General features: G+C 60.4%; 27 protein-coding genes. 10 read left to right on the forward strand and 17 right to left on the reverse strand.

Annotation, left to right across the window (positions count from 1 at the left end; translation table 11 throughout):
- Positions 1–46: 46 nt before the first annotated feature.
- The 6 genes from C1H69_RS22030 to C1H69_RS22050 all read right to left on the reverse strand — a co-directional run bounded on the left by C1H69_RS22030 (position 47) and on the right by C1H69_RS22050 (position 5,335).
- The gene (locus tag C1H69_RS22030) at positions 47–1,729 is read right to left on the reverse strand and encodes an ATP-dependent nuclease (RefSeq protein WP_102655532.1); all 1,683 of its coding nucleotides are present in this window, start codon (positions 1,727–1,729) and stop codon (positions 47–49) included.
- A 106-nt stretch (positions 1,730–1,835) separates the two neighbouring features.
- The gene (locus tag C1H69_RS22035) at positions 1,836–2,573 is read right to left on the reverse strand and encodes an adenylosuccinate lyase (RefSeq protein WP_102655533.1); all 738 of its coding nucleotides are present in this window, start codon (positions 2,571–2,573) and stop codon (positions 1,836–1,838) included.
- Between the two features lie 78 nt (positions 2,574–2,651).
- Positions 2,652–3,152, reverse strand: a complete 501-nt coding sequence (locus tag C1H69_RS22040; protein WP_102655534.1) for a hypothetical protein — start codon at positions 3,150–3,152, stop codon at positions 2,652–2,654.
- A 425-nt stretch (positions 3,153–3,577) separates the two neighbouring features.
- The gene (locus C1H69_RS22045; RefSeq protein WP_102655535.1) at positions 3,578–4,204 is read right to left on the reverse strand and encodes a glutathione S-transferase family protein; all 627 of its coding nucleotides are present in this window, start codon (positions 4,202–4,204) and stop codon (positions 3,578–3,580) included.
- Between the two features lie 221 nt (positions 4,205–4,425).
- Complete coding sequence (locus C1H69_RS23710) at positions 4,426–4,584, reverse strand: hypothetical protein (RefSeq protein WP_165789561.1); 159 nt, start codon at positions 4,582–4,584, stop codon at positions 4,426–4,428.
- A gap of 139 nt (positions 4,585–4,723) precedes the next feature.
- Complete coding sequence (locus tag C1H69_RS22050; RefSeq protein WP_102655536.1) at positions 4,724–5,335, reverse strand: TetR/AcrR family transcriptional regulator; 612 nt, start codon at positions 5,333–5,335, stop codon at positions 4,724–4,726.
- Positions 5,336–5,480: 145 nt separating this feature from the next.
- Here C1H69_RS22050 and C1H69_RS22055 point away from each other — a divergent pair, with 145 nt between their 5' ends.
- Both C1H69_RS22055 and C1H69_RS22060 read left to right on the forward strand, forming a co-directional pair.
- On the forward strand, positions 5,481–6,236 hold the full coding sequence (locus C1H69_RS22055; RefSeq protein ID WP_102655537.1) for an SDR family NAD(P)-dependent oxidoreductase: 756 nt from the start codon (positions 5,481–5,483) through the stop codon (positions 6,234–6,236).
- Positions 6,237–6,283: 47 nt separating this feature from the next.
- Positions 6,284–7,249 (forward strand): SDR family NAD(P)-dependent oxidoreductase, encoded by a 966-nt coding sequence (locus tag C1H69_RS22060; protein ID WP_102655538.1) that lies wholly within the window; start codon positions 6,284–6,286, stop codon positions 7,247–7,249.
- A 105-nt stretch (positions 7,250–7,354) separates the two neighbouring features.
- Here C1H69_RS22060 and pcaG read toward each other — a convergent pair whose 3' ends face one another.
- From pcaG to C1H69_RS22080, 4 genes are read right to left on the reverse strand one after another with little or no spacing between them, the layout of a single operon-like run.
- Entirely contained in the window at positions 7,355–7,987 is a 633-nt protein-coding gene (pcaG, locus tag C1H69_RS22065; protein ID WP_102655539.1) for a protocatechuate 3,4-dioxygenase subunit alpha, read from the reverse strand.
- Positions 7,988–8,017: 30 nt separating this feature from the next.
- Positions 8,018–8,626, reverse strand: coding sequence for a protocatechuate 3,4-dioxygenase subunit beta (pcaH, locus tag C1H69_RS22070; protein WP_479688541.1), 609 nt, complete (start codon positions 8,624–8,626; stop codon positions 8,018–8,020).
- On the reverse strand, positions 8,542–8,754 hold the full coding sequence (locus C1H69_RS24700) for a helix-turn-helix domain-containing protein (RefSeq protein ID WP_479688542.1): 213 nt from the start codon (positions 8,752–8,754) through the stop codon (positions 8,542–8,544). Before C1H69_RS24700 ends, pcaH begins: the two co-directional genes overlap by 85 nt.
- A 9-nt stretch (positions 8,755–8,763) precedes the next feature.
- Positions 8,764–9,387, reverse strand: coding sequence for a hypothetical protein (locus tag C1H69_RS22080; RefSeq protein WP_102655540.1), 624 nt, complete (start codon positions 9,385–9,387; stop codon positions 8,764–8,766).
- Positions 9,388–9,760: 373 nt separating this feature from the next.
- On the opposite strand from C1H69_RS22080, the gene C1H69_RS22085 reads away from it, so the two are divergent.
- The 8 genes from C1H69_RS22085 (at position 9,761) to C1H69_RS23350 (ending at position 18,793) form a co-directional block, all read left to right on the forward strand.
- Entirely contained in the window at positions 9,761–12,409 is a 2,649-nt protein-coding gene (locus C1H69_RS22085) for a DEAD/DEAH box helicase (protein ID WP_205738588.1), read from the forward strand.
- A complete protein-coding gene (locus C1H69_RS22095; RefSeq protein ID WP_102655542.1) occupies positions 12,406–13,431 on the forward strand; it encodes an Abi family protein in 1,026 nt (341 codons plus the stop codon). The genes C1H69_RS22085 and C1H69_RS22095 overlap by 4 nt, the downstream gene beginning before the upstream one ends.
- A 13-nt stretch (positions 13,432–13,444) precedes the next feature.
- Positions 13,445–13,954, forward strand: a complete 510-nt coding sequence (locus C1H69_RS22100; protein WP_102655543.1) for a hypothetical protein — start codon at positions 13,445–13,447, stop codon at positions 13,952–13,954.
- 84 nt (positions 13,955–14,038) lie between these two features.
- Positions 14,039–14,425: a hypothetical protein gene (locus C1H69_RS22105; RefSeq protein WP_102655544.1), complete on the forward strand. Its 387-nt coding sequence runs from the start codon at positions 14,039–14,041 to the stop codon at positions 14,423–14,425.
- Positions 14,426–14,486: 61 nt separating this feature from the next.
- Positions 14,487–16,349, forward strand: a complete 1,863-nt coding sequence (locus C1H69_RS22110) for an apolipoprotein A1/A4/E domain-containing protein (RefSeq protein ID WP_102655545.1) — start codon at positions 14,487–14,489, stop codon at positions 16,347–16,349.
- The gene (locus C1H69_RS22115; RefSeq protein WP_102655546.1) at positions 16,349–17,068 is read left to right on the forward strand and encodes an OmpA/MotB family protein; all 720 of its coding nucleotides are present in this window, start codon (positions 16,349–16,351) and stop codon (positions 17,066–17,068) included. Before C1H69_RS22110 ends, C1H69_RS22115 begins: the two co-directional genes overlap by 1 nt.
- Entirely contained in the window at positions 17,068–18,186 is a 1,119-nt protein-coding gene (locus C1H69_RS22120; RefSeq protein ID WP_102655547.1) for an HNH endonuclease, read from the forward strand. Before C1H69_RS22115 ends, C1H69_RS22120 begins: the two co-directional genes overlap by 1 nt.
- A gap of 259 nt (positions 18,187–18,445) precedes the next feature.
- Positions 18,446–18,793, forward strand: a complete 348-nt coding sequence (locus C1H69_RS23350; RefSeq protein ID WP_133155005.1) for a hypothetical protein — start codon at positions 18,446–18,448, stop codon at positions 18,791–18,793.
- A gap of 734 nt (positions 18,794–19,527) precedes the next feature.
- Here C1H69_RS23350 and C1H69_RS22135 read toward each other — a convergent pair.
- The 7 genes from C1H69_RS22135 to C1H69_RS22160 form a co-directional block, all read right to left on the reverse strand.
- A complete protein-coding gene (locus C1H69_RS22135; RefSeq protein ID WP_102655550.1) occupies positions 19,528–20,385 on the reverse strand; it encodes a hypothetical protein in 858 nt (285 codons plus the stop codon).
- Positions 20,386–20,658, reverse strand: a complete 273-nt coding sequence (locus C1H69_RS22140) for a hypothetical protein (RefSeq protein ID WP_102655551.1) — start codon at positions 20,656–20,658, stop codon at positions 20,386–20,388.
- Between the two features lie 30 nt (positions 20,659–20,688).
- The gene (locus tag C1H69_RS22145) at positions 20,689–21,393 is read right to left on the reverse strand and encodes a plasmid pRiA4b ORF-3 family protein (protein WP_102655552.1); all 705 of its coding nucleotides are present in this window, start codon (positions 21,391–21,393) and stop codon (positions 20,689–20,691) included.
- Complete coding sequence (locus tag C1H69_RS22150) at positions 21,386–21,757, reverse strand: helix-turn-helix domain-containing protein (RefSeq protein ID WP_102655553.1); 372 nt, start codon at positions 21,755–21,757, stop codon at positions 21,386–21,388. Before C1H69_RS22150 ends, C1H69_RS22145 begins: the two co-directional genes overlap by 8 nt.
- A gap of 4 nt (positions 21,758–21,761) precedes the next feature.
- Positions 21,762–22,064, reverse strand: coding sequence for a type II toxin-antitoxin system HigB family toxin (locus C1H69_RS22155; RefSeq protein WP_010627501.1), 303 nt, complete (start codon positions 22,062–22,064; stop codon positions 21,762–21,764).
- A 90-nt stretch (positions 22,065–22,154) separates the two neighbouring features.
- Complete coding sequence (locus tag C1H69_RS24315; protein ID WP_165789562.1) at positions 22,155–22,418, reverse strand: carboxymuconolactone decarboxylase family protein; 264 nt, start codon at positions 22,416–22,418, stop codon at positions 22,155–22,157.
- Positions 22,415–23,245: an alpha/beta fold hydrolase gene (locus C1H69_RS22160; protein WP_165789563.1), complete on the reverse strand. Its 831-nt coding sequence runs from the start codon at positions 23,243–23,245 to the stop codon at positions 22,415–22,417. Before C1H69_RS22160 ends, C1H69_RS24315 begins: the two co-directional genes overlap by 4 nt.
- Positions 23,246–23,301: the final 56 nt, after the last annotated feature.

Below are 23,301 nucleotides of genomic sequence, written 5' to 3' on the forward strand. Positions count from 1 at the left end.
GCAGATCTGGAGCACAGCGGAAAGTTTGTCCGACCGCAGCGCTTTTTTATATTTTTGCCGGTATTCCTTTTCGAGTTACTGATGATGTCCAGTCCTTAATAGTTTCAATAAAAGCCCAAACATCTCCGATTTCTGGCTTTACGTAATCTAGGGAGTCAGGATTTTCTCCCATCTTTTCAAATATCTCTATCAGCCACTTTGGCCCATGGCCTGTTGCTTTTAGCGTTTTCAGCCAAGACTCTAGCTCACCATTAGGCACTACAAACAGACCATATTCTGCCAGTTGATTGAGAAGATTTTCGGCAGCTTCGCGTTCCTCGTCAGGCAGTGCGGATATCCCCCCACCACGCTTCATATCGATACCCAGATCAGTAAACCTCTGCTTTAAAGATTGCCTAATAGTACCAAGTGGCGCCTGAGATATTTGAGGCATGAAGCCTCCAGTAAGAAAATTGCTCCACACTTGACCACCTTCTTTAAGGACATCTATATCTACGATCGCTGCTGCAGGAATACCGAGTTCCCTTAGTGGCTTTATAATCTGGTGCACGGTTTGCTTATTTTGGGCATTGATAAACAGGCAGTTACTGATACCTACAGTTGGCGAATATCTCAAGAGCCGCTCGTTCACCTCTTGATAAAAAGCACGGTCTGCATCAGATTCAGTTACGATTACCGCCTCATAGAACAATCCATCAACAACCCCTGTTGATCGTAAAAGAGGGTTCCGCATAAGTTGAAGCAGCTTATCATCTGGCAGCAACCTCGCTGTCGCACTGCCTTGCGAATAAGTCAATCTGACAATATTTATGGGAACACCTGACTGAACACAGCCCATAATGAAGTTTGCACTATGAGTTGAAACAAAAATATTTTTATTTTGCGATGAAGATGTTACCGATACTTCCCTGCCTAATTTATAGGATAGCGATGGGTGTAGAAATGCCTCTGGCTCATCTATTAGAAGAACCATTGGGTCACCTGCCACCAATTCTAATACGATGCCTGTGAATGCTTTTACCCCATCGCTTAGATCTTCTATTTTCTTTGCCTTACTGTGAAACACTACAGCTTCTGCATGAACTCCACGCTCCTCCATATTATTTTTAGGCGGAGTTTCTGACAACCTAACTTTTAATTTTCCAAGATCCGTCGGATCAATAACAAAACTTAAGCCGAATGCATCACGCACTATTCTTCGCACTTCTTTTCGCTTTTCATCATCACGAAAAAGAGCACTTAAGCTATTTTGAGGGGGAGATTGAAGATTTCCGCCATTCTGCTCGCGAGCTAGCTGCATTCTACCCTGTCCATCTAGCAATAAAGTATTAAACCTTAAAAACCACTGACAGAACCACTGCCTGAAATGCCCAGTGTTAACTTGACCGATAGCTTGCTCTAAGTCTTTCTTTGTTATTTGTATTCTTTCCTGATAATTACCAACGATTATATTACCTTCAGGTAAAGAATCATGTTCGCTTGGTTCTTTTTCGAGATGTGACAGTTTTTCATGGAAGTTTTCCTTGTCCACATTTCTCAGAATTGCTTCCTCTAGAATTACACTCCGAGCATCAAGCTGTCCTTCCCTGCAAAAGTACTGGATCTCTCTCAATACTTTTGATTTTCCAGAATTATTTGGGCCTACAAAAACAGTAATGGGGGTGACATTCAGATCTAACGCCTCCTCCCCCTGCGCACTTCCAAATTTCAACTTAATTCTTTCAAACATTCTTCAATCTCTGATGAAAATATAACGTGCCAGCTCAGCCGCGGCGAAGCCGTCGGCTGCAGCACCTCGTTAGGCACCTATCGATCATGGCTACCCGAAGCACCTGCTAGGGCAGGAGTAGCCAAGTAACCTGATAAACCCTTCCTAAAATGATCTGCGCTCGCTTGACCGGGCTGGCTCGCTCCACCTCCCGAGTGAGCGCCGACCTGAACTTTGAATCCCTTGTGCGATAAAGAAGCTCGTCGCTCAGCGATTCAACGTACTCCTCATCAATCTTGTTTTCCCTCAAATGCGGCGACCGATCTCTCGCGCCAGCGTACGTCTGCTTGAAGGGTCTAGGGTCTGAGTGCAAGGTCGCGTTCATCCCTGCGGGGCAGTAGGTGATGTTATGACGATCCCGATCTAGGATCTCGCCGACGTCAAGGGGATCAAGCAGAACCGCGTGCGCCGCAATGTCGACGGCGCGGAAGCGTGCCTCTAGCTCGTGACTTAAATGAAACCTTGGGGCGCAATAGAAAGCGTTTCCCTTGGTCCGACTAAGGGCGCAAAGCGTGTTGTGCTGCTCGTTGTCGACGCTGAAGCGAAAATAGGGCCCGTTGTGGCAATCATAGAAGCGAGCGTTGCGGCCGGCTCGGTGCTCTGCGAAAGAAGAGACCTTGTGCTGGAAGAACACGGAGCGTGTATAGCGGCCCTGCCGTAGTCGGAACTCGACGTCATACCCAAGATCCTTCTCAAGCTGCTGAGACGGGATATGCGGATGACTAGCCAGCAGCGCCGCATTCGCTTGGCAATACTCGGCGTTGAAGCAAAACTCAAATGTGCGCTCGCTGAAACCCGGATTCAAACCTCACCCCCCAATTGTGCTGGCCTAACGCCCAGCTTAACCCGCCGGCTTCGGAGCGCAGCGGAGAAGCCGGCGGGTTCAAGCTGTTGCTGGACGATCTACACTCGAACGCTCGGACGTGTCACGTGTCGGGGGATCTTCAATGCGCTCCAGAGCGTCCCGAACCCGCTGAAGACCGGCGGAATACTTGTCCACGCCCCATTTTGCCTTCGTCAGCACCGCGAGCAATAGACCGAGTGTAACCGTCAAGGCCCAGTCGCTGTCCCCAAGGAAGTAGGCAGTACCCAACCCGAGCACCCCCATCATCGCGGCGTAGAACTTGCTGTAGACTGCCACGGATGTAGCGTGGGCCTCGGCGCGTTCACTCCAATAGGCAGGGCGCCGCGCCTCCCCACTTTGCTCCGCGAGCGCTACGCGAAGGACTCGGTCAAGACAGGCCACCCGCCCATAATCGGTTTCCCTGACGCGCTGAAAGTGTTCTGAGCTTTCGCGCAGCGCTGCGACAAAAACACAGTAATTGAACCTTGCAGCCTTCCGCTGCCGCTCAAGCTCAGCGATGCCTTTCTGAATAGGATCCATGCGCCACCTTGACTCCTTCACCTACCTGTCGTCCAACAGCGATTAGACAGCACGCTCTAATATTGGATGAACGCGCACGCACATTTAACAATGTTATCGAGTGCGTCATTCATGCCCTAACCTCTTAAAATGCCGAGACACTAAGTATCATTCGGCAGCATAACACCGATCATCGTGCTTGCCTTTGCCAGCATGGCCACTTTGGGTAGTTAGCAGCCATGGGACTTCCGCCCCGCTGACAATGTAAGCAATCCAGCTCAGAGAAACTAACACCATTCAACTTACAAACATTCACATACCCCCAGCCTAGACGTTCGCCCAGCCCCACACCAGAGACCTAGGTCAACGCAACGACAGAATGACGAGAGCCAGCGCAATGGCTGGCTCTCGGTGCTGACTCGCCCGCTGATCTCACCGGTAACGACCTAACTCTCCATCGCCGCGAAAGCCTCGGCGATGGTGGGCGGTGCGGTGGGTCGGGCGTACATGGCCTTCAGGTACTCTGTCAGCTGCGGAGCGGCGTCGAGCAAGTTCTCTTCGTTGGCCCAGTCCAGGGTATAGGCGGCATTGAAGTCGGCGACGCTGAGCCGGTCGCCGACCACGTACTCGCGTTCCTGCATGTGGCGCTCGAGCACCGCCAGCATCTCCCTGCATTCCTGCCTGGCCAGGTCGACGTCCTGGGGCAGGCGCTTCTCGTCCGGGTAGAGGAAGGTGTGGCGGGCAATACGCCACAGCGGCGGCTCGATCTCGGTCATCAGGAAGAAAATCCAGCGGTACATCTGGGCCCTCTCTTCCACAGCACTGGGAATGAAACCCGCCTGTGGATATTTTTCGGCCAGGTAGAGCTGGATGGCGGCGGATTCGGTGATGACCTGATTGCCGTCGACCAGTACGGGAACCTTGGCCGCAGCGTTGAGCGCAAGAAAATCGGGTTGAAGATGCTCTCCTTGCATGAGGGCCACCGGAACCTGCTCGTACTCCAGGTCCAGTTCGTTGAGCATCCAGATCACACGCAGGGTGCGGGTCGGGGGCGTTCCGTAGAGTGTCAGCATTTCCGGCTCCATCGATTGGCAGGCATCCGCTGTGTTGCAGGCCTAATCCAGTCGAGCGAGTGCAGGTGGAATCGACACTGCCTGGTGGAAGGCATCGCTGCCTGGGCTCGAGATTCGGTCGAGCGCGCACACCCATCACGAGAAGAGCCGGCGCAGGGCGCCGGCTCTTCTCGTCGTGTCGCGTTGCCGGGTCCACCTTGGGCCCAGCACGGCCTCAGCCGTTATAGATACAAATGGTTGCGCAAGATGGGCTTGTACTGTTGATAGGCGCTCTCGGTCATCCGCTCGAGCAGACGGTAGGCGGCAAGACCGATGCGCTTGATCAGGGGCGCGCTGGCTTTGGTGGCGGTCGCACTGTGGGGAAGCGTCTGGGTGGTCATGGCGAGGATCCCGGTCATTTCATGAGGATGCTAACAGCACAGTCGAAATTTAGACTTTAGTCTAATTTCTTCGCCTTTAGTCGCATGCGCCGGCTCTCGGTGTCTTTCGGCCCCTTGGGGCAGATTCTCTACAGCGGGTTCAGGAAGACCAGCCCGCCGCCTGGGAGCCGCTACCCAGCCAGGTGGTAAGCGCGTGCTCTGTGATGGCCTCCAGCATGTCGCGGCTGAAGCCGGCCTTGGCCTGCACCGCCATGCCATGCAGCACGGTCATGACATAGGCGGCCAGCACGGCGCTGTTGGCCGACGGCGGCAGATCTCCCTCCTGCCTGGCCCGTTCGAAGCGATCGCGCAGCATGACCTCTCCCTTCGCACGGGCTTCGACCAGGGCCTGACGAATGGGCTCGGCGTCGTCCGAGCCCGCCAGGGCGCCATGGATGCCGAGACACCCCGGGCGGTCGGGGTGACGGGTATGCAGCTCTACCGCCCCGCGAAAGATGTCTTCCACCACCTCTCGAGAGGTCGGCCGCTCCAGCGCAGCCGGGAAGTAGTCCAGGTAGTGCGTGAAGTAGCGTTCGATCGCTCGACGGAACAGCGCCTCCTTGTTGCCGAAGGCCGAGTAGAGCCCGGGGCGCTCGACACCCGTGGCCTGAGTCAGGTCGGTGTACGACGTGCCCTCATAGCCCTTGCGCCAGAACATACAGAGGGCCGCGTCCAGCGCCTGCTCCACATCGAATTCACGCTGACGTCCCATCGGATCGCCTCCTCTTTTTCATACCGATCGATACTAAATTTCTTGACGCCCTCAGTCCAATTCAATAACGTTCATTATAGTAACGATCGTTACTGTTTCAATTCCCTTCGAACGGAATCGTTCTTCCATGTTGAGAGAGGTGGTTATGCAGAAGGAATTGATGGGCAAGGTCGCACTCGTCACCGGCGGGTCACGCGGGCTTGGAGCGGCCATTGCAGAAGCGCTTGCCGAGCAGGGGGCGGACGTGGCCATCAGCTACGTGGCCTCTGCCGAGAAGGCCGAGGCTGTGGTCGAGAAGCTGAAGGCAAAAGGGGCTCGGGCCATCGCGATCAAGAGCGACCAGGCCGATACGTCTTCCGCCGCCGCCTTGATCGATGACGTCGTCTCTCATTTCGGCAGACTCGACATCCTCGTCAACAACGCCGCCATCGCGGTTCAGGGCAAGCTGGTCGACGATCCTGAACTCGATGCCGAGGCGCTCGACCGCCAGTGGCACATCAATGTGCTCGGTGCGGTGGCAACCACGCGGGCCGCCGCACGCCAGCTCTCGGACGGTGGACGCATCATCTTCATCGGCTCGGCCATCGCCAGCCGTGTGGCCTTCCCCGCCGTGGCGGACTATGCGGGCACCAAGGCCGCCATCGTGGGTTACGCGAAAGGGGTCGGGCGCGATCTTGGCCCGCGCAACATCACCGTCAATGTCGTGCAGCCGGGCATCATGCCGACGGATATGGCGGCGGAAGTCGCCCACAACGTGCCGGAAACGTTGATGGATCTTCATCCCATCCGCCGGATCGCCACCCTCGAGGAGGTCGCGGCGACGGTTTGCTTCCTGGCAGGACCCAACGCGGGCTACATCAGCGGCGCCGTACTGGACGTGGCTGGCGGAGTCCAGATCTGAGCATCAAGGATGGGGCGAAGAAGACCCTACACGGTAGAGGAAAAGACATGACTGAGTACTTGGGTGCAAAGACGACCGCCGAGGAGGTGCTTGCCGGCATCGATCTCACGGGAAAGCGATTCCTCGTTACCGGGGTATCGGCGGGCATTGGGCTCGAAACGGCCCGTGCGCTCGTGGCCAAGGGCGCCGGTGTCATCGCTGCGGTAAGGGACCTCGCCAGAGCCGAGGCGGCCACGACAGCGGTTCGTGACGCCGCGTCGCAGGGCGGGGGCAACCTGGCGCTGGTCGAACTCGACTTGGCTTCCCTGCAAAGCGTTCGCGCCTGTGCGGACAAGCTGCTGACTGACGGGACGCCGTTCGATGCCATCATCGCCAACGCCGGAGTGATGGCCACGCCGTTCGAAAAAACGGTGGACGGCTTCGAACTTCAGTTTGCCGCCAACTATCTCGGCCATTTCGCCTTGATCACGCGGATCGGACGGCTGCTCACCGACAATGGGCGCGTGGTGATGCTCTCCTCCCAGGCTCACCGCGTCGCCGATGTCGACCTGGATGATCCTGGTTTCGAGCGACAGGAGTACTACCCCTTTGTCGCCTATGGCAAATCGAAGACGGCCACGTCTCTCTTCGCCGTGGAATTCGACCGGCGGCATCGGGATCGCGGGATCCGCGCGGCCTCAGTGATGCCGGGGAACAGCATGACGGATCTCGGCCGTCACTTCTCTCCGGAGGCGGTGCAGGAGCTTTTCGAGACGGTGGGCAAAGCGCGCGCCGATGCGGGTCTCCCCCCACTCGAGCTGAAAGAGATTCCCCAGGCGGCCGCCACGTCGGTCTGGGCTGCCGTCGTGGCCGACAAGGACGAGATTGGCGGCCGCTACCTCGAAGACTGCGCGGCCGCTCCGATCGACGATACTCCCAACCCCTTTGCCGACGGTGTGAAGTCCTACGCGCTCGACGCCGACAGGGCCAGGCAGCTCTGGTCCCTCAGCGAGAAGTGGATAAACGTGCTGTAACGGCGTCTGGTACGAGCCATCCAAAAAAGCCAAGAGCCAGCGCAGTGCGCTGGCTCTTGATGCTGGCGGGCCGTCCTTGCCTGGCAAACGCCAAAATCGAAGCGCCTAGAAGTCGAAAAAGACGGTCTCGCCTTCGCCCTGCAGCTTGATGTCGAGGCGGTAGCGCACCTTGTCGTCGGCCTCTTCGCGCTTGGCGATGAGGGTCTGGCGGCGGCTCGGCGACTCGATGCGGGAGAGCACCGGGCAGGCGGCGTTGGCCTCGGCTTCGTCCTCGAAGTAGAGACGGGTCTGCAGGTGGATGTTCTCCCCCCGGGCAAAGATCGCCAGGTTGATGTGCGGCGCCATGGGCTGACCGCTCACGTGGGCCACCGGGCCCGGCTTGACGGTCTTCAGCGACCATTCACTGCCGTGGTCGAAGGTAGTGGCGGTGCGCCCGAAGCTGTTGAACGGCTTCTTGAGGTCGTACTCGGGCTGGTAGGCTCCGTTGGCGTCGGCCTGCCAGGCCTCGAGAAAGGCGTCGCGCACCAGGTCGCCGTTGCCGTCGATCACGGTGCCGACGACTTCGATCAGCTCGCCCTCGGCCCCTTCCCGGGCCATCTCGTTCCAGATCTCCTCGTCGCGGGTCGGGTTGCCGACGGCGGCCAGGGCCAGGCCGATATGCACGTAGGGCCCGGCGGTCTGGGAGGAGGTCTCGCGCAGCATCAGCTCGCTGGCGGGAACGCTGTTCGGCTGTTTCATGTGCTTTCCCCTTACTGGTTCTCTGCCCGCTTACTGATTTTCGAAATAGGTCTGCAGCTCGCCGCGTACCACCAGATCGAAGCGGTAGGCCAGGCAATCCATGGGTTTGCTGCGCGCCATGTCGAGGCGCCCGATCATGGTCTCGACCGCATCCGGGTCCTTGATGGTGTGGACGATGGGACACAGTGGAATCAGCGGGTCGCCCTCGAAATACATCTGGGTGATCAGGCGGGTGGAGATCGATGGGCCCATCACCGAGACATGGATGTGCGAGGGGCGCCAGCTGTTGGGGTCGTTGGGCCAGGGGTACGGGCCGGGCTTGATGGTGCGGAAACGGTACCAGCCCTGCTCGTCGGTCAGGGTACGGCCCACGCCGCCGAAGTGCGGGTCCAGCGGGGCCAGGTAGCGGTCGTTCTTGTGACGGTAGCGCCCGCCGGCGTTGGCCTGCCACATCTCGACCAGGGTGTGCGGCACCGGTTTGCCGAACTGGTCGATCACGCGGCCGAACATGATGATGCGCTCGCCGACCGGGAGTCCTTCACCCTGTGTGAAGTTCAGCAGCAGGTCGTTGTCGTGGGGACCCATGCGCAGGTGGCGGAAGTCGGGGCCGGTGAGTTCGGAAACGCTGGGCTGCTGCATGCTGACCAGCGCCTGCTGCGGCGAGCGGGCCACGGTGCCAGCCGCTCGGCGGCCCGGGCGAAACTGCGCTGGCGGGCCACCTCGAGGAAGACCTGCAGATGGCGCAGCTTGATACGGGCGTTGAGCATGCGGGTTTCCTACTGACGTGAGGCGAGCAGCCGCGGGGTGACGACCATGGCCACCAGGCTGATCAGCAGGGTCGGCAGGAAGGCCAGCGCCACGGTTCCCGAGAGGTCGTTGAGCCAGCCGCCCACACCACGTGACCGCCCGGCAGCCACAGCATCAACGGCAGGGCCAGCAGCGCCAGGGCAGTGATGCCGATCAACGGGCGGGCCCGGCCCATCAGCCGGTCGGCGTAGAAGATCAGCAGCGCCGAGGAAAGCATCTGGGCGCCGTTGAGGGCCGTGAGGCTGGGTGCCAGCAGCGAGAGGCGCGCGCGCCTCGAGCAGCGGCGTCAGGAAGACGTTGCCGGTGAAGTAGAGTGCCGCCGCCGAGCCGAGCAGGGCCACCAGGCGCCACGTGCGGCCGTCGCGAACGTTCGGCAGGGTGAGGCTCGCGCTGCGGGAGCCGTTCGCCATGGCCGGAAGTTGCCGACAGCCGACGATCAGCGCCAGCATCAGCAGCGGTACGGGCGCCACCCACAGGGCGAAGGCCCACTGCCAGTAAGCGCCGAGCCAGGCCGCGGCCAGGGGGCCGGTGGCGCCCGCCGCCAGCAGCTCGCTCACCAACATCGGCGGCGGTGTGGTGGTGTCCTGAGTCATGCCCTGCTCTCCTGATTTCAAACGCCCTGCCCATAAAGCCGAAACCGGCCAAAGGCCGGTTCGGATCGTGCCATGCGGCACGTCTTGTTAGCACTCTAAAAAAGGTCCCAGGCAAACTTTCCACGGTCGAATGGCAGCCCGCTTCGCCACCACCGACCTCCCCACAAGTACCTGATAAAAAACTTTATTAGCCAAGCCAGAAGCAGGACTCGCCATTGGCACTACAGACAGCCCGATGACACTTTGTTACGCTAAGCTCCATTAGAGCGCTGATCAGCAAGCGCCAATGCCGCAGGGGCGCGTGTGCCTGGATGCCAGGACCGCGTCCCCCCGAAATAGAAAAAGGGCCGCGTGCAGTACGCCGAGGGAAGGAATGGGCCAGCACCAGCAGTTTGCACCGGGCATGCGCCTGGAAATCCGTGATGCCGAGTGGCGCCTCACGCGCCTGGATCATTCGAGCGACGGCGGCTACCTGCTCGGCTGCACCGGACTCTCCGAGCTGGTGCGCGGCCGCGAGACCCAGTTCCTCAGTCGGCTCGAGGACGACATCCGCATCCTCGACCCGGCGACCACCGAACTGGTCGATGATCTCTTCCAAGGCTATCGTGCCGGCCTACTCAACCTGGCCACCCAACTGCGCGACACCGCTCCGACTGACGAGCGCATCCATCTCGGCCACCACGCCGCCATGGATACCCTGCCCTTCCAGCTCGAGCCGACCCGCCAGGCGCTGGGCCAGCCCCGGGCCCGCATCCTGATCGCCGACGCAGTGGGCCTGGGCAAGACCCTGGAGGCCGGCATCCTCACCAGCGAACTGATCGCCCGCGGCCGCGGCAAGCGCATCCTGGTGCTGGCGGTGAAATCCATGCTCGGCCAGTTCCAGCAGGAGTTCTGGAACCGTTTCACCATCCCGCTCACCCGGCTCGACTCACAGAGCCTGGCAAGGGTCCGGGGCCGCATCCCGGCCAACCACAACCCTTTCCACTACTTCGATCCGGCGATCATCTCCATCGATACCCTCAAGCAGGACATCGAGTATCGCCACTACCTGGAGCAGGCCCACTGGGACATCATCATCGACGAGGCCCACAATGTGGCCGAGCGCGCCGGGGCCCACGGCGCCTCCCAGCGCGCCCGCCTGGCCCGGCTACTGGCGACCCGCTCCGACACCCTCATCATGCTCTCGGCCACACCCCACGACGGCAAGCCCGAGAGCTTCGCCAGCCTGATGAACATGCTGGATCCCACGGCCATCGCCACCCCCAGCGACTACGCCCATGAGGACTTCCGCGACAAGGGCCTGGTGATCCGCCGCTTCAAGAAGGACGTGCGCGACCAGCTCGGCGACTTCCCCGACCGCGAGATCGCCCGCCACCGGACGCCGGCCAGCTCCGAGGAGGAACACGCCTTCGGCGAGCTGATGAATGTCAGCTTCCATACCCTAGACGGCAAACGCACCGCCGGCAGCGGCCTGTTTCGCACCCGCCTGGAGAAGACCCTGTTCTCCAGTCCCGCGGCCTGTCTCTCCGCCATCGAGAACCGCCTGGCAAGGCTGCACAAGCAGGCGCGAAGCCCCGAGCGCGATACCGACATCTCGAGTCTCGAGGGGCTGGCCCTGGCGATCCGTGCCGTCACCCCCGAGCGCTTCGGCAAGTATCAGGCTCTCCTCAAGCTACTGGGCCGCCAGGCCGGCCAGGGGGAACTGGGCTGGAGCCGCGACAGCGACAACCGCCTGGTGATCTTCACCGAGAGCCTGGTCACTCTGGCGTTTCTCGAGAAAAACCTGCCCGCCGACGCCGGCCTGCTCGACGACCAGCTCGCCCACAGCGAATCACCGCTGGAGGCCTTTATCCCCGAGGCGCCGCCCGCCCGGGACCTGGCGGACTTGACCACCCAGCCACCGCGGCTCTATCCCAGCACCCTGGCCTGGCCCCCTGCGGCCATCGACTGGCTGCGCCAGGCCATGCGCGACCAGGGCCAGGAGCTGGAGGCCAGCGTAGACGAGCACGCCCAGCGCCTCGAGTTCGTCGCTCCCGAGGACCTGCGTCAGCGGCTCACCTACCTGCCTCGCGAGATCCGCCCCGAACACGATCGCTTCATCCTCACCGCCGATATCGCCCGCATGCAGCAGGCCCTCGACCAGGCCCGCCAGGAAGACGACCCCTGGCCCACCGTGCAGTACCTCTGGCCGCTGCACCCTCTGCTCGAATGGCTGCGCGACCGCATCCTCAACGCCTTCGGCCGCCACACCGCCCCGGTGATCCGCGTGCCCGGCCATCTGCCCACCGGCCAGGCCCGCTTCCTGCTCCAGGGGGGCTACCCCAACCGCCACGGCCAATCGCTTATCCAGGCCTGGTGCGCCGTACCGGTAGAGACCACCAGCGGCAACGTCGGCGAGCCCATGCCCCTCGAGGAGGTTCTGGCCGAGCTAGCGCTCGATCCCACCGTCCTGCCCAATCCCGGCATCCCCGGTAATACCACGGCCCTGCAGGACGACCTGCCCAGTGCCGTGGCGCTACCTCGAGGCCACCCGTCAGGTGCGCGAAGACGAACTCAACAAACGACTCAACGCCCAGATGCGGGCCATGGACGCCCTCAAGGCCCACCATCAGAACCATATCGAGCTCGACCTCGCCGCCAGCCGCGAGCAGCGCCGCCGCGAGGAACGCACCGCCCAGCTCGAGCGCGTCTTCGACGATTACCTGGACTGGCTGGAAGCCACCCAGCAGATCGAGCCCCGGCCCTGGCTCCAAGTCGCCGCCGTCTTCACCGGCGACCCCGCCTCTCCCCAGGAGGCGCAGGCATGATGCGTCTCATCGAGTTGACTCTCGCTCACCCACCCCTGGCAAGCCGCCACGCTTCGGCCGCTGGCGCCTTGCAACGGGCCGCCGGCGCGACTACCATTGCCATCAATACACCCGCCAAGCCTATGTGGACTTCGGTTCTCACGCTCAAATTGCGCGGGTTTTTTATTGTCCGCGATAAAACCCGTGGCCACCCCTCACAGGAGATGGCCTCATGATGCGCTTTACCAAGCCCGCCCTGACGGCACGCGATCAGCTCGACCTGCTGATCGAGCGAGGCTTGCACATCAATGACCGTGAACGCGCTCTTCGGCTGCTTGAAGTCACGACATCCTTCAGACTCAGCCCTTATATGCGGCCCTTCCAATATCCCGATGACTCAGAGCACCGGTTCAAACCGGACGCCCGGTTATCGGATATCATGCAGGCCTACCGTTTCGACAGCGACCTCCGTCAGCTAGTGATGGTGGCCATCGAGAGGGTCGAGATCGCCGTACGGACGGGTATCAGCAACCATATGGCCTGCCAATACGGTACGCATTGGTACTTGACGCCCGCGCGCTTCAAGGCCCACTTCGATCATCCACGGTTGCTCACTGAGCTCAACGACAAACTCGCCAAGGAAGCCCGTCAGTATCACAAAGAGATAGAACGCATCGAGAGGGCGAAGGTACCCGAGGAAATCAAACAGGCGCGAAAAGAGAGCCGCAAGCGCGACAATTACCCACGCTATTACGCTCTCACCTACGACCAGCCTGCGCACCTGCCTTCCTGGGCGATGGTGGAAGAGCTGAGCCTCGGCACGCTATCCCATCTGTTCGATGGGCTTGACGAGTACCGTGATCGAAAGTCCATCGCACGTCGCTTCGCCCTCCCGCACCATGTGCTCGCGAGCTGGCTGCACACACTGACATTCATTCGGAATGTCTGTGCGCATCATTTCCGACTCTGGAACCGCGAGCTCTCGATTCCGCCCAGTTGGCCGAAACACCTCACTTTTCCGGCACCTCAGGCGGGAAGGGGCGTCCCTCGCCGCCTCTTCAGCGTCCTGATGATGCTGACTCACCTCACCACCCAGATCAGCCCGGACACCCGCTGGCCCGGTCGCCTGCAGGCCCTGCTGGCGGAATTCCCCGATATTCCTCGTCCGCCCATGGGTTTTCCGGACGACTGGCTGCAACGACTGGCATCGCTTCATCCACAACCGCCGGCTGCGGCCGGCGGCGCGCAGACGCGTTAAGGCAAGGAACGCTATGGCAAACGCAGACATCGTCAACGACAACGAGTTCTACAGCGAGCACTACCTCGCCGACATCTTCGAGGGCGATATCCGCGGCGTGCCCGAGGCCTGGCAGCAGCGCGCCACCGAGCACGGCGACAAGACGCCCTGGGCCCTGCTGCACCGCGACGCCCATAAGCGGCTGCGCGAGATCGAGGCGGTGCATGCCCTGGCCCGTCGCGGCCGCGCCCGCGAGGCGGTGGATGCCGTCCGGAACCTGGCCCGCCCGCTGCTTGAGGCCTTCGGCTATGCGGCGCATCCCGAGCGGCTCTCCCGCGAGTGCCTGCGCTACATGTACTGGCTGCTGTTCCTGTTCTATATCTGGGCTGGGAAGATATCAAATATCTGCAGGAAGGCGTCGTCCGCAGACCTACCTCGACGACACCCTCCCCGACGGCCCTTGGGAAAAGACCGTGGAATACCACGCCCCCTTCACCCGCCCGGACCGGGAGAGGGACTACGAGGAAGCCTGGGCGTTTTTTGAGCGAGGAGAACAAGGTTGATTTTGGGTAGTAATATCCCTAACTCTGTCCTCGAGTGAGGCCATCATATAAAAAGGAAAAAAATCATGAAAAAGCGCAAGGGAATCAACATGAAGGGAAAGTTTATGATGGCTGCTGCAGGTGCCACTCTCCTTGTTACAGGCTGCACCAGTGTCGGAGTCACCCCGGTCAATAGCTTCTCCGCCAAGCCGGCCAACTGCCAGCTCGATATCTATGCTAGCGAGGCAGAAATCCAACGCCCCTTCCAGACGGCTTGTCTAATCAATTCACGGACCGGCACCACCGCATTCCACCGCAAGAATGCTGCAGCGGCCATTGATCACGCACGCTCCGAGGCCTGTGGATGCGGCGCCGATGCCATGCTGATACAAGCAACCGATACTCAAGGAGTTACCATGACGACCTGGGGGCAGGGAAAAGCCATCATCCAAGCGATCCGCTATACAGACTAAACGGGAACATCGTCACTCTATCCGCTGATGATGCACGACCTGATTTAACCGAGGAGTCATAATGAATCCTGCAGCAGCTCTCGAATCATTCCTGAGAGGACAGGAGGCGGAAGGTGTCACTTTCCTCTTCTTCTGGCTCATCATCAGTGCCTTCGCTCTTGCCGTGATATGCTACCGAGCCGACAAGGCCAAGGGATTTACTCACTATACCCCTAACCTGCTGACGTCACTCGGCATCCTGGGAACATTCATCGGTATCGTCATCGGGTTATTGCACTTCGACCCTGCCGACATCGACAGCAGTATCACCCTACTGCTCGGAGGCCTTCAGACAGCCTTTATGACCAGCTTGTTAGGGATGGCTGCTGCTATTCTTTACAAGATTATCACTACCAGTGCACCATTCGTGCAGCCGAAGTCTGTTGAAGGCATTGGGCCGGATGAGGTCGGGCCCGAAGATATCCATGCCAGTCTGCAGCATCAGTCAGAAAGCCTGGAAAAGCTTCGGCATGCCATCGCAGGTGACGAGGATAGTTCCCTGGTATCGCAGTTGAAGCTGCTGCGCATGGACAATAAGGACATCGGCGAAAAGCTCGGCCTGCTCGGTGATACCGGCAAGAAGCAACTGGATGTAATGATTGAGTTTCACAAGCACTCGGAGCAACAGTCAGAGCGTTTCGATCGTTTCGCCAATGATCTCGAGCAGCAGCTCAAGGATTTCGCCGATATGCTGTCACGGTCTGCCACCGAGACGGTCATCAATGCCCTGAAGGAGGTAATCGCCGACTTCAACAAGAATCTCACCGAGCAGTTCGGCGAAAACTTCAAGGCACTCGACGCCTCCGTACAGAAACTGGTGGAGTGGCAGGAGAACTATCGGCATCAATTGGAGAAGATGAAGGCTCAGTATGACCAGGGCGTTCAGGCCATCACCCAGACCGAACAGTCGGTAGCCCATATCAGCGAAAAGGCTGGCGCCATTCCCGACACCATGGAAGGATTGAAAACCCTGCTGGAGATCACGCGACACCAGCTCAACGAACTCAGCAACCATCTGGAAGCCTTCAAGGGAATGCGTGATGCGGCTGTTGAGGCCGTACCCACAATCCGCGAACAGGTGGACAGCACGGTTCGTGATGTCAGTGGGGCCGCGCAGAGCGCCAGCGAGCATTACAAGAAGCTGCTCGACGACTCCGACAAGTATATCGAGGCGCACGACTCGATGCTTCAGGAATTTCTCAAGAGGTTCCAATCAACCACCCAGGAAGGCGTTGAAAAGCTGCGCGAGGACCTGACCAATAGCGCCAAGGATGCGTCTGACCGCCTCATTGATGGAGCCGCCAGGGTCAACGAGTCTCTGATTCAAGGTTCGGAATCAATCAATACGAACTTCGGCAACCTGAGCCGAAACCTGACCCAGACTTCCGATACCGTCGCGAGCAAGTCAGAGCAGATCGCCGAGCAGTTCGATGACGCCCTCAAGGATGTGAATAGCCATGTCCGCAATATAGGTGAGACCCTGACCAAGGAGAGCCAGACCCTCAGCCAGACCCTGGCCGATGCCGGGAAGCAAACCGAGCAGCATATCCGCTCCGTGCAGTCCCAGGTTCAGGAAAGCATCGGGCAGATGCAACAGCGCCTCGCTCATTCTGTCGATGAGATGACGAGCATGCAGACACGCCAGATGAACGAAGCCTTCCAACAGATGGATGGCGTCATGCGCCAAGCCGCTCAACGAACCGGCGAGAGTGTCAACTCCCAACTCAAGGCCGTCGACGAGAGCATGCAACAAGAGCTGGAGCGAGTCATGACGGAGATGGGCCGCGCCCTTGCCCAGATATCCGGTCGCTTCACCCACGACTATCAGAAGCTGACACAGCAGATGCAGCAGATCGTCCAGACAGCCAATAGCGGACAGTACTGATGAGCCAGTTGAGATCGCTTTTCGGCAAGGGGCACTCCGGGGGCAGCGGTGATGAACATCACTGGCTGTCGGTGTCCGACTTGATGGCCGGGCTGATGATGGTCTTTTTGTTCATCTCCATCGCCTTGATGCGCCATGCGCTCCTTGAGCGTGACCGCATCAAGGAAGTTGCCGTGGCCTACCAGGAGAATCAGGTCGCCATTTACGATGCCTTGATGGAGGAGTTCGAGGAGGACCTCGAAATATGGCAAGCCTCTGTCGATGATGACACCCTGGCCTTTACCTTCCAGTCTCCTGAAGTTCTTTTTGCCACCGGCTCCGAGGCGCTGCGGCCAAGGTTTCAGCAGATTCTCGACGATTTCTTTCCGCGTTATCTCGACATCCTTCTGGACTTCTCCGATTCCATCAATGAAGTAAGGGTCGAGGGACATACCAGCAGTCGCTGGGCTGCGGACTCGACAGTTCAGGAAGCCTACTTCAATAATATGGAGCTCTCCCAGGGAAGAACCCGATCCGTGCTGGGCTACCTGTACGACCTACCCGAGATGTCGTCACAACAGGAATGGATCAAGGCAAACATTGCCGCCGTCGGCTTTTCCTCATCGCGTGTCGTGCTTGATAGGGAGGGTAACGAGGATCCTGATCAATCTCGCCGAGTCAGCTTTCGTGTCATTACCAATGCCGAGACTCAGATTCGCCAAATACTGGATGGCAACTGATGAAGCTCACGGTTGACTTCTCCGCCCTGTTTTCCGCGGCCAGGAGGATGGGATACCCCATCGAGGATGACTTCGTCCTCGATACTCCACGCGAGCCATGGGAGGACAGGCTAGAGTCTGAAGGCATTGAGATTGATGACATCAACGAGATTGATGTTGTAGACAACTTACTCTCCTATCGTGGCAGGCAGATACTTCTTTATATTAAAGATCATGGATACCGCGTCGAAAATGCCCTAGAAGATGGTAGCACAGGCAACAAATACCATGTGTCTGAATGCAGAAAGTTAAGAGAAATGAGGTCCCAAGGCAGATTTGAGCGTTACGTCGTCACCCAAAATATAAATGGTGAATTTGATATCACTGGATATCGTCACCACTCCAGAAATTACACTGAAGGAAAAACTCGACTAGATGTCTGCAAGCTATGCCTGGGACAAATAAACTACAAAGGTTACAAAAGCCACAGGAATTTCAATGCATTCGTGAAATTCAACCTAGATGAGTTCTTCCAGACCTACAGCTCTTTCTTTACCCATTTGCCTCAACGAAAGATGGGGGAAGGGGAAGGCTATACGGTCGACTGGCCGGAAGTCTCCCGAGCTTTCCGACAAGAGAAGGGTTACACCTGTGAAAAGTGTGTGGTCCGCCTCTCCGATCACCCACGTCTGCTACACGTCCACCATATCAACGGGGTGAAGAGCGACAACCGGAAGGCCAACCTCAAAGCGCTCTGTGCCGACTGTCACAGCAAGGAAGCTTTCCATGAGAGCATGTATGTCTCGCATTCCGACAGGCAGACCATCTCCCGCCGCCGCCATGAGCAGCAGTTCCGGAATCCCGACAACTGGCAGGAGGTCATCGAACTGGCCGATTCCGGGCTCCGGGGGTTCATTGAACGCTGTCACAGCAGACGGCTGCCGGTACCGGAAGTCGGCCTTGACCTGCAGGATGATAGGGAAGAGGTGAAGGGAATGCTGGAGTTGGCTTGGCCACGGCAACGCCTGGGCATCGCCATCAATGAACGGGATCGGCTGCATGCCGAGCGCCTCGGCTGGAAGGTTTTCAGTGTGCATGAGGCACTCGACAACTTCACAACCTTCGTGACTCGCCTATGATCACAGCCCTATCTGTCATATTGCTTCATGGCAGCTCGGCGCAGCGTAGCATTTCTGTTAATTTGAGTGAGCATTACGCCTGCACGACTACCTGCTGGCAGCCTTCCTGATCTCCACGCCGCACTTTCGCGGCGACGGCAACCAGGGCGAGACGGCGCTGATCGATCGTTTCCTGGCCGCGCCGGATAAGCTGCGCAAGGGGCCCTACCTGTCGCTGGGCCTGCCGCGCCTGTGCGGCGAGGTGAAGCTTGCCACCCTGATGGCCACTGCCACTGGCTCGGGCAAGACCAAGTGTTTCCTGCTGCCGATCCTCGACCACTGTGCCAGCCTGCGCGCCGACCCGACGGCGGTTGGGAAGTGCGGCATCAAGGCGCTGCTCGACGACGAACTGACCCTACTGCCAACCGAGTGGATCACCGCCCTGGCCGAACGCGGCCTGCCGCTCCCCACCCCGGGCCTGGACGTGCTGGATGCCGCCGGAGAGGCAGTCCATCACCCTCGAGCTGGCCTGGGAAGGCCCACGGGTGGCGGTGGCCATCGAGGAGGACCTGCCCACCGGCTGGCAGCAGGTCCTGGCCGACTGGCGAGTGGTCACCACCCTGGATGACGCCGCCATCGACCGGTTGGCAGAGTGGCTGAACATTGATGAAAGGAGTGACCCATGAGCGAGATCACCGTCGCGCTGTCCCAGGAGTTCCTGGAAGCCTATGCCCGAATTCCCCGTCGCAAACAGGGCAAGGTGATGGCCATGGTCACCAAGTTCCGCGAAAACCCGCGCTCGCCGGGGCTCAACTACGAGACCCTGGCCACGCCCGATCCCAACCTGCGCTCGATCCGCGTCGACGACGATTACCGCGCCATCGTACTCAAGCCCGAGCGCGGCAACGTCTACGTGCTGTTGTGGGTGGACAAACACGACGACGCCTGGGCCAGCCGTCACCGGGTGGATATCCATCCTCAGACCGGCAGCCTGCAGATTCTCGCCTCCACCACCGAGGAAGTGCCCGCCGAACGGGGAGAAACGACGCCAGAGGCACCAACCAGCGCACCCATCGAACCGCTGTTTCAGACCCGCGACCGCGAGTTGCTGCGGCTGGGTGTGCCGGAGATGCTGCTGGAGCGGGTCGAGGGACTCAGCAGTGAGAGCGCGCTGGAAGCGCTGGCGTCTCGCCTCCCCGAGGAAGCCTTCGAGGCGCTCACCTTCCTGGCCCAGGGGGAGCCGCTGGACGAGGTGCTGGAGACCTACGGGGTGCCCGACAGACCCACCCCGGTGGACCGCGAGGACTTCGCCGCCGCCCTGCGCCTCAGACTGCAGACGCTGAGAACGAGGCTTCTCAGGAGTCACGGCAACAGCCCAAGGCGCTGCAGCTGTTCAAGGAAACGCCCCTTGCGCCGATGCTCGGCCACGATCCTGTCCAGGCGCTCCTCAAAGGCGGCCTGCTCGCCGCGTTCGATGGCCAGCTCACTCAGGTCCGCAAGCAACCCGGCGGCCGTCTCGTAGCCCTTGGGCTGCCGACGGCCAATCTGGCTCAGCGCTTCCTGCCAGGCTCGCTCGCCCAGCCTGGCCACCTGTGCCAGTCGCTCCCGACGCTGCTTCTCTTCTGCCGCCGCCTGCTCCGCTTCCCGGCGTGCCTTCTCCGCCAGATAGGCCTGGCGATGTCGCTCGTTAGAGGCGTTGGCCTGAATCTTCAGCTCGGCCACGCTGCGTCGAGGCGGCTGATCCGCCTGTCCATGCTGGCGAAGACAACGCTGCAGCTCGGCGATCACACTGCCGTCGTCCTCCAGCAGGCGCCGCAACAGCGCATCCTTTTCCTGCAAGGGAAAAGAGGCGACAAAGCCCTCGACCTCACTACCGGCAGGCGCCTTCTCGCCGGACTCGGCAGCGGCCTCCACCAGCATGGGATCAAGCGCCATGAACTCGGCCAGCGCCTGCTGGCTGGGAGTCAGGGGGCCGATGCCCGGCAGCGGCTCCAGGGCCTCTTCACGGATATAGCCGAGCTGAACGGCCCACAGCCAACCGAGGTAGAGCAGCCGCAAGTCACCGGAGAGCAGCTCCTGGCGCAGCCCCGCCAGCGCCCCCATCCAGCCGCTGCCATCGTCGAACTCGTCCCAAGCGGCTTCTTCATCGGCTTCGACATCGATGTCGATCAGCCAACCTTCGGGCGTCTGACGGACCTCCAGCAGATCACACTGATCCAACTAGAAGGCGTCCAGATCCGTCTGGGAAAGTGCCGCCCCGGGCAGCCGAATCAGCAGGCGTTTCGATCCCCAGATCGCCACATAGACATGCAGGTCGAAGAAGCGCTGCAGCAGCTGGGTGGGGTCTGCCTTCAGGTCGCCCCACTGGTAGTGGTTGGTAAAACCAGTCGCCGTGATCCGCGCCCGGCTGGAAATCGCTCGCAGCGCCTGTTGATCATCTGCGCTCAACGGCCGATCCACCGCTAGGAATTCGTAGTACTGGTATTCGCTCATTGAGAAAAAATCGCGGTCTATGGGCCCTCATCACTTATTGCGGTTTCTGTCCATCTCGGCCTGCAGTGCCTGCATCAGCTTCTCGATGGTGCGAAGGTTCTCCTCATGGAGCGAGGCTTCCATATCCCGCCTGGCGGCAATACCCGGTGGCGTGCGCCGATCGGCTGCCTTGCGGCCACCCCGGAGAAAGCCGGCCTGGATCGGTTCAAGCATGAACTCGATCTCGTCCTCATCGAACTTTTGCGGATCAAAATTGCCGCCCATGGCTTCCAGCAACATCTCGCCATGCTCATCCCCGCGTCCGGCGGCGGCTGCCTTGAGCGCCTCGAAGCCACCGGTGCCGCCGATATCCTCCGGCGGGCAGGCCATGGCGCCATCGATCAGCCGCGGGCAGGGGGTGGTCTCGGCCAGCCCGGTCGCTTCCACCACGATGCGATGCTCCCAATCGTCGCCGAAGTCGTAGAGGTAATGGAAGGTGTTGTCGGCCAGCCGCGCGGCGATGGTCTTGAGCTTGGCGTTGCGCGCCAGCGCGATGGGACGGTCGCTCCAGTCGTCCGGCTCGCCGTAGTAGCGGCCGCTGCACTCGAACTCGAAGAGGTGGCAGTCGCACCAGCCCATGGCAGCCTGGATGACCTCGTGCAGGCGGTGCAGATTGATCTGCTCCGGCACCAGCACGCGGCGCCAGACCAGGGGATCGGTGTCGAGCAGTTCGATACGCAAGCGAATATCAGGCATGGTGAGGTGGCTTGATCAGGCTCTCAGCGGGAATACCGAACATGTCGTGTAGTTTCCAGACCATGGCAAGGGTCAGGTTGCGCTTGCCGTTCAGGATCTCATAGACGCGGTTGCGCCGGCCAATAGCAGGCTCGAGATCCTTGGGCGTGAGCCCCTGCTGCTCCATTCGAAACTTGATGGCCTCGATAGGATCCGGCAGGTCCACGGGGAAGTGCTTGGCTTCGAAGGCCTCGATCAGCGTCAGGAGGATCTCGAAGCGGTCGCCTTCCTCGGTGCCGGGTTCCGGCTCATTGTCGAAATAGGCAGAAGCTTCCCGCAGGGCGGCCTGGTAGTCGTCCTCGGTACGAATGGGGCGAATATCCATGGAGTTACTCCATCTCTACGGTTTCGGCATCGACCTTGTCATACTCCGCGTGCGTGCCGATGAACTTGATGTAGACCGCGCCAAATCGGTAGGCAACGGCGACGATCAGTCGATAGTCGTTACCCTTGATGTTGAACACGACGCGCTTGTTGCCCACAGGACTGGCGCTGCGGTACTTGGCCTTGATGTCATGCGCATCTTTCCATTCGGCATGCTTCACCTCATCGACCCAGGCTTCCAATGACGCCTTGGCATCGGGGTGTTGCCGCCAAAAGTCACGCAGATACTTGATGGCGATGATCCTCATAGAGCCATGATGTCCCAATATGGGACCATGCGCAAGATGAGAGGTTCCCAGGCTTCCCCGCCGTATCACCAGACCGCGTGATACGGCGAATCAGCTCATCTCTTCGCCACAGCCCAGCTCCTTGGTCAATGCAAACGCATGGTTCGCCGCCGGTACGCCGGCGTAGATCGCCACGTGCATCAGCACCTGGCGCAGCTCCGCTTCGGAGAGGCCGATGCGCTTGGCGGTCTTTAGGTGAAGCACCAGTTCCTCGCGGCCCAGGGCGGCGAGGATGCCGGTGGTGATCAGGCTGCGTTCGCGGCGGGTGAGGTCGTCGTTGCTCCACAGCTCGCCCCAGGCCAGCCGGGTGATCATCTGCTGGAAGGGGGCGTCCAGGCTGTTGGCGTTCTGGCTGGCGCCAGGAACGCCAGCAGATTCTCGGCAAACTGCGCCGGCACTTCGACGGAAGGCACATGGGCCACGCCCTCGATGATCTCGAGCGGCGCACTGTCGAGCTCGGCGGCCAGGGTCTCGAGGGTCGCCGGCGGCGTGGCCAGATCTTCGCTGCCACCCAGCAATTGCGTTTTCACCTGTTTGCCCGATAGCTTTCCCGTGAAGTCGGTGCGTCCCAGCATCTCGCACAGCCGCGCATAGGATTCGTCATCACCGCGGCCCATCTGGATCATCCAGCCATCCTTGAGCGCCGGGTTGGCCTCGATACGCACCGCGCTGAACCAGCGCGGCACGATCTCGCCTGACATGGCCGCGAGCCCCTCGCTGCGCACGCGCCCGGCGCGGGTGGTCCACAGCTCCTGGTTGCCGATCGCCGCCCCGGTATTGGTCAGGGTGGCGGAAAGCAAGCGCTCGGCGTGCTCGGCGATCAGTTGCTGGCCCACCACGCCGCCGATGGAGGTGCCGACGAAGTGGAAGCGCGAAGCGCCGGCGCGTTCGACCAGCGCCAGCGCCTCGCGGGCCAGCGCCGCCGGGGTGATCCCGCCGCCATCGGCCGGCCAGGCCTGGCTGGCGCCGTGGCCCGGCAAGTCCCAGGTCAGCACGCGGTAGCGCGGCAGCAGCATGGGCAGGACGTCGTCCCACACCGCCTGGGTCATGCCCAGCGGATGCGCCAGCACCACCAGCGGCAGCGCCTCGGCACCGAGCAGGCGGTAGGCCACGCTGCGGCCCTCGATGGTCAGAAATGCCATGATCTCTCTCCCTGCAGTGCAACGGGAAAGGCCGGCAGCTCGAAACCGCCGGCCCT

Origin of the sequence: Billgrantia endophytica, assembly GCF_002879615.1 — a bacterium.
GTDB lineage: Bacteria > Pseudomonadota > Gammaproteobacteria > Pseudomonadales > Halomonadaceae > Halomonas > Halomonas endophytica.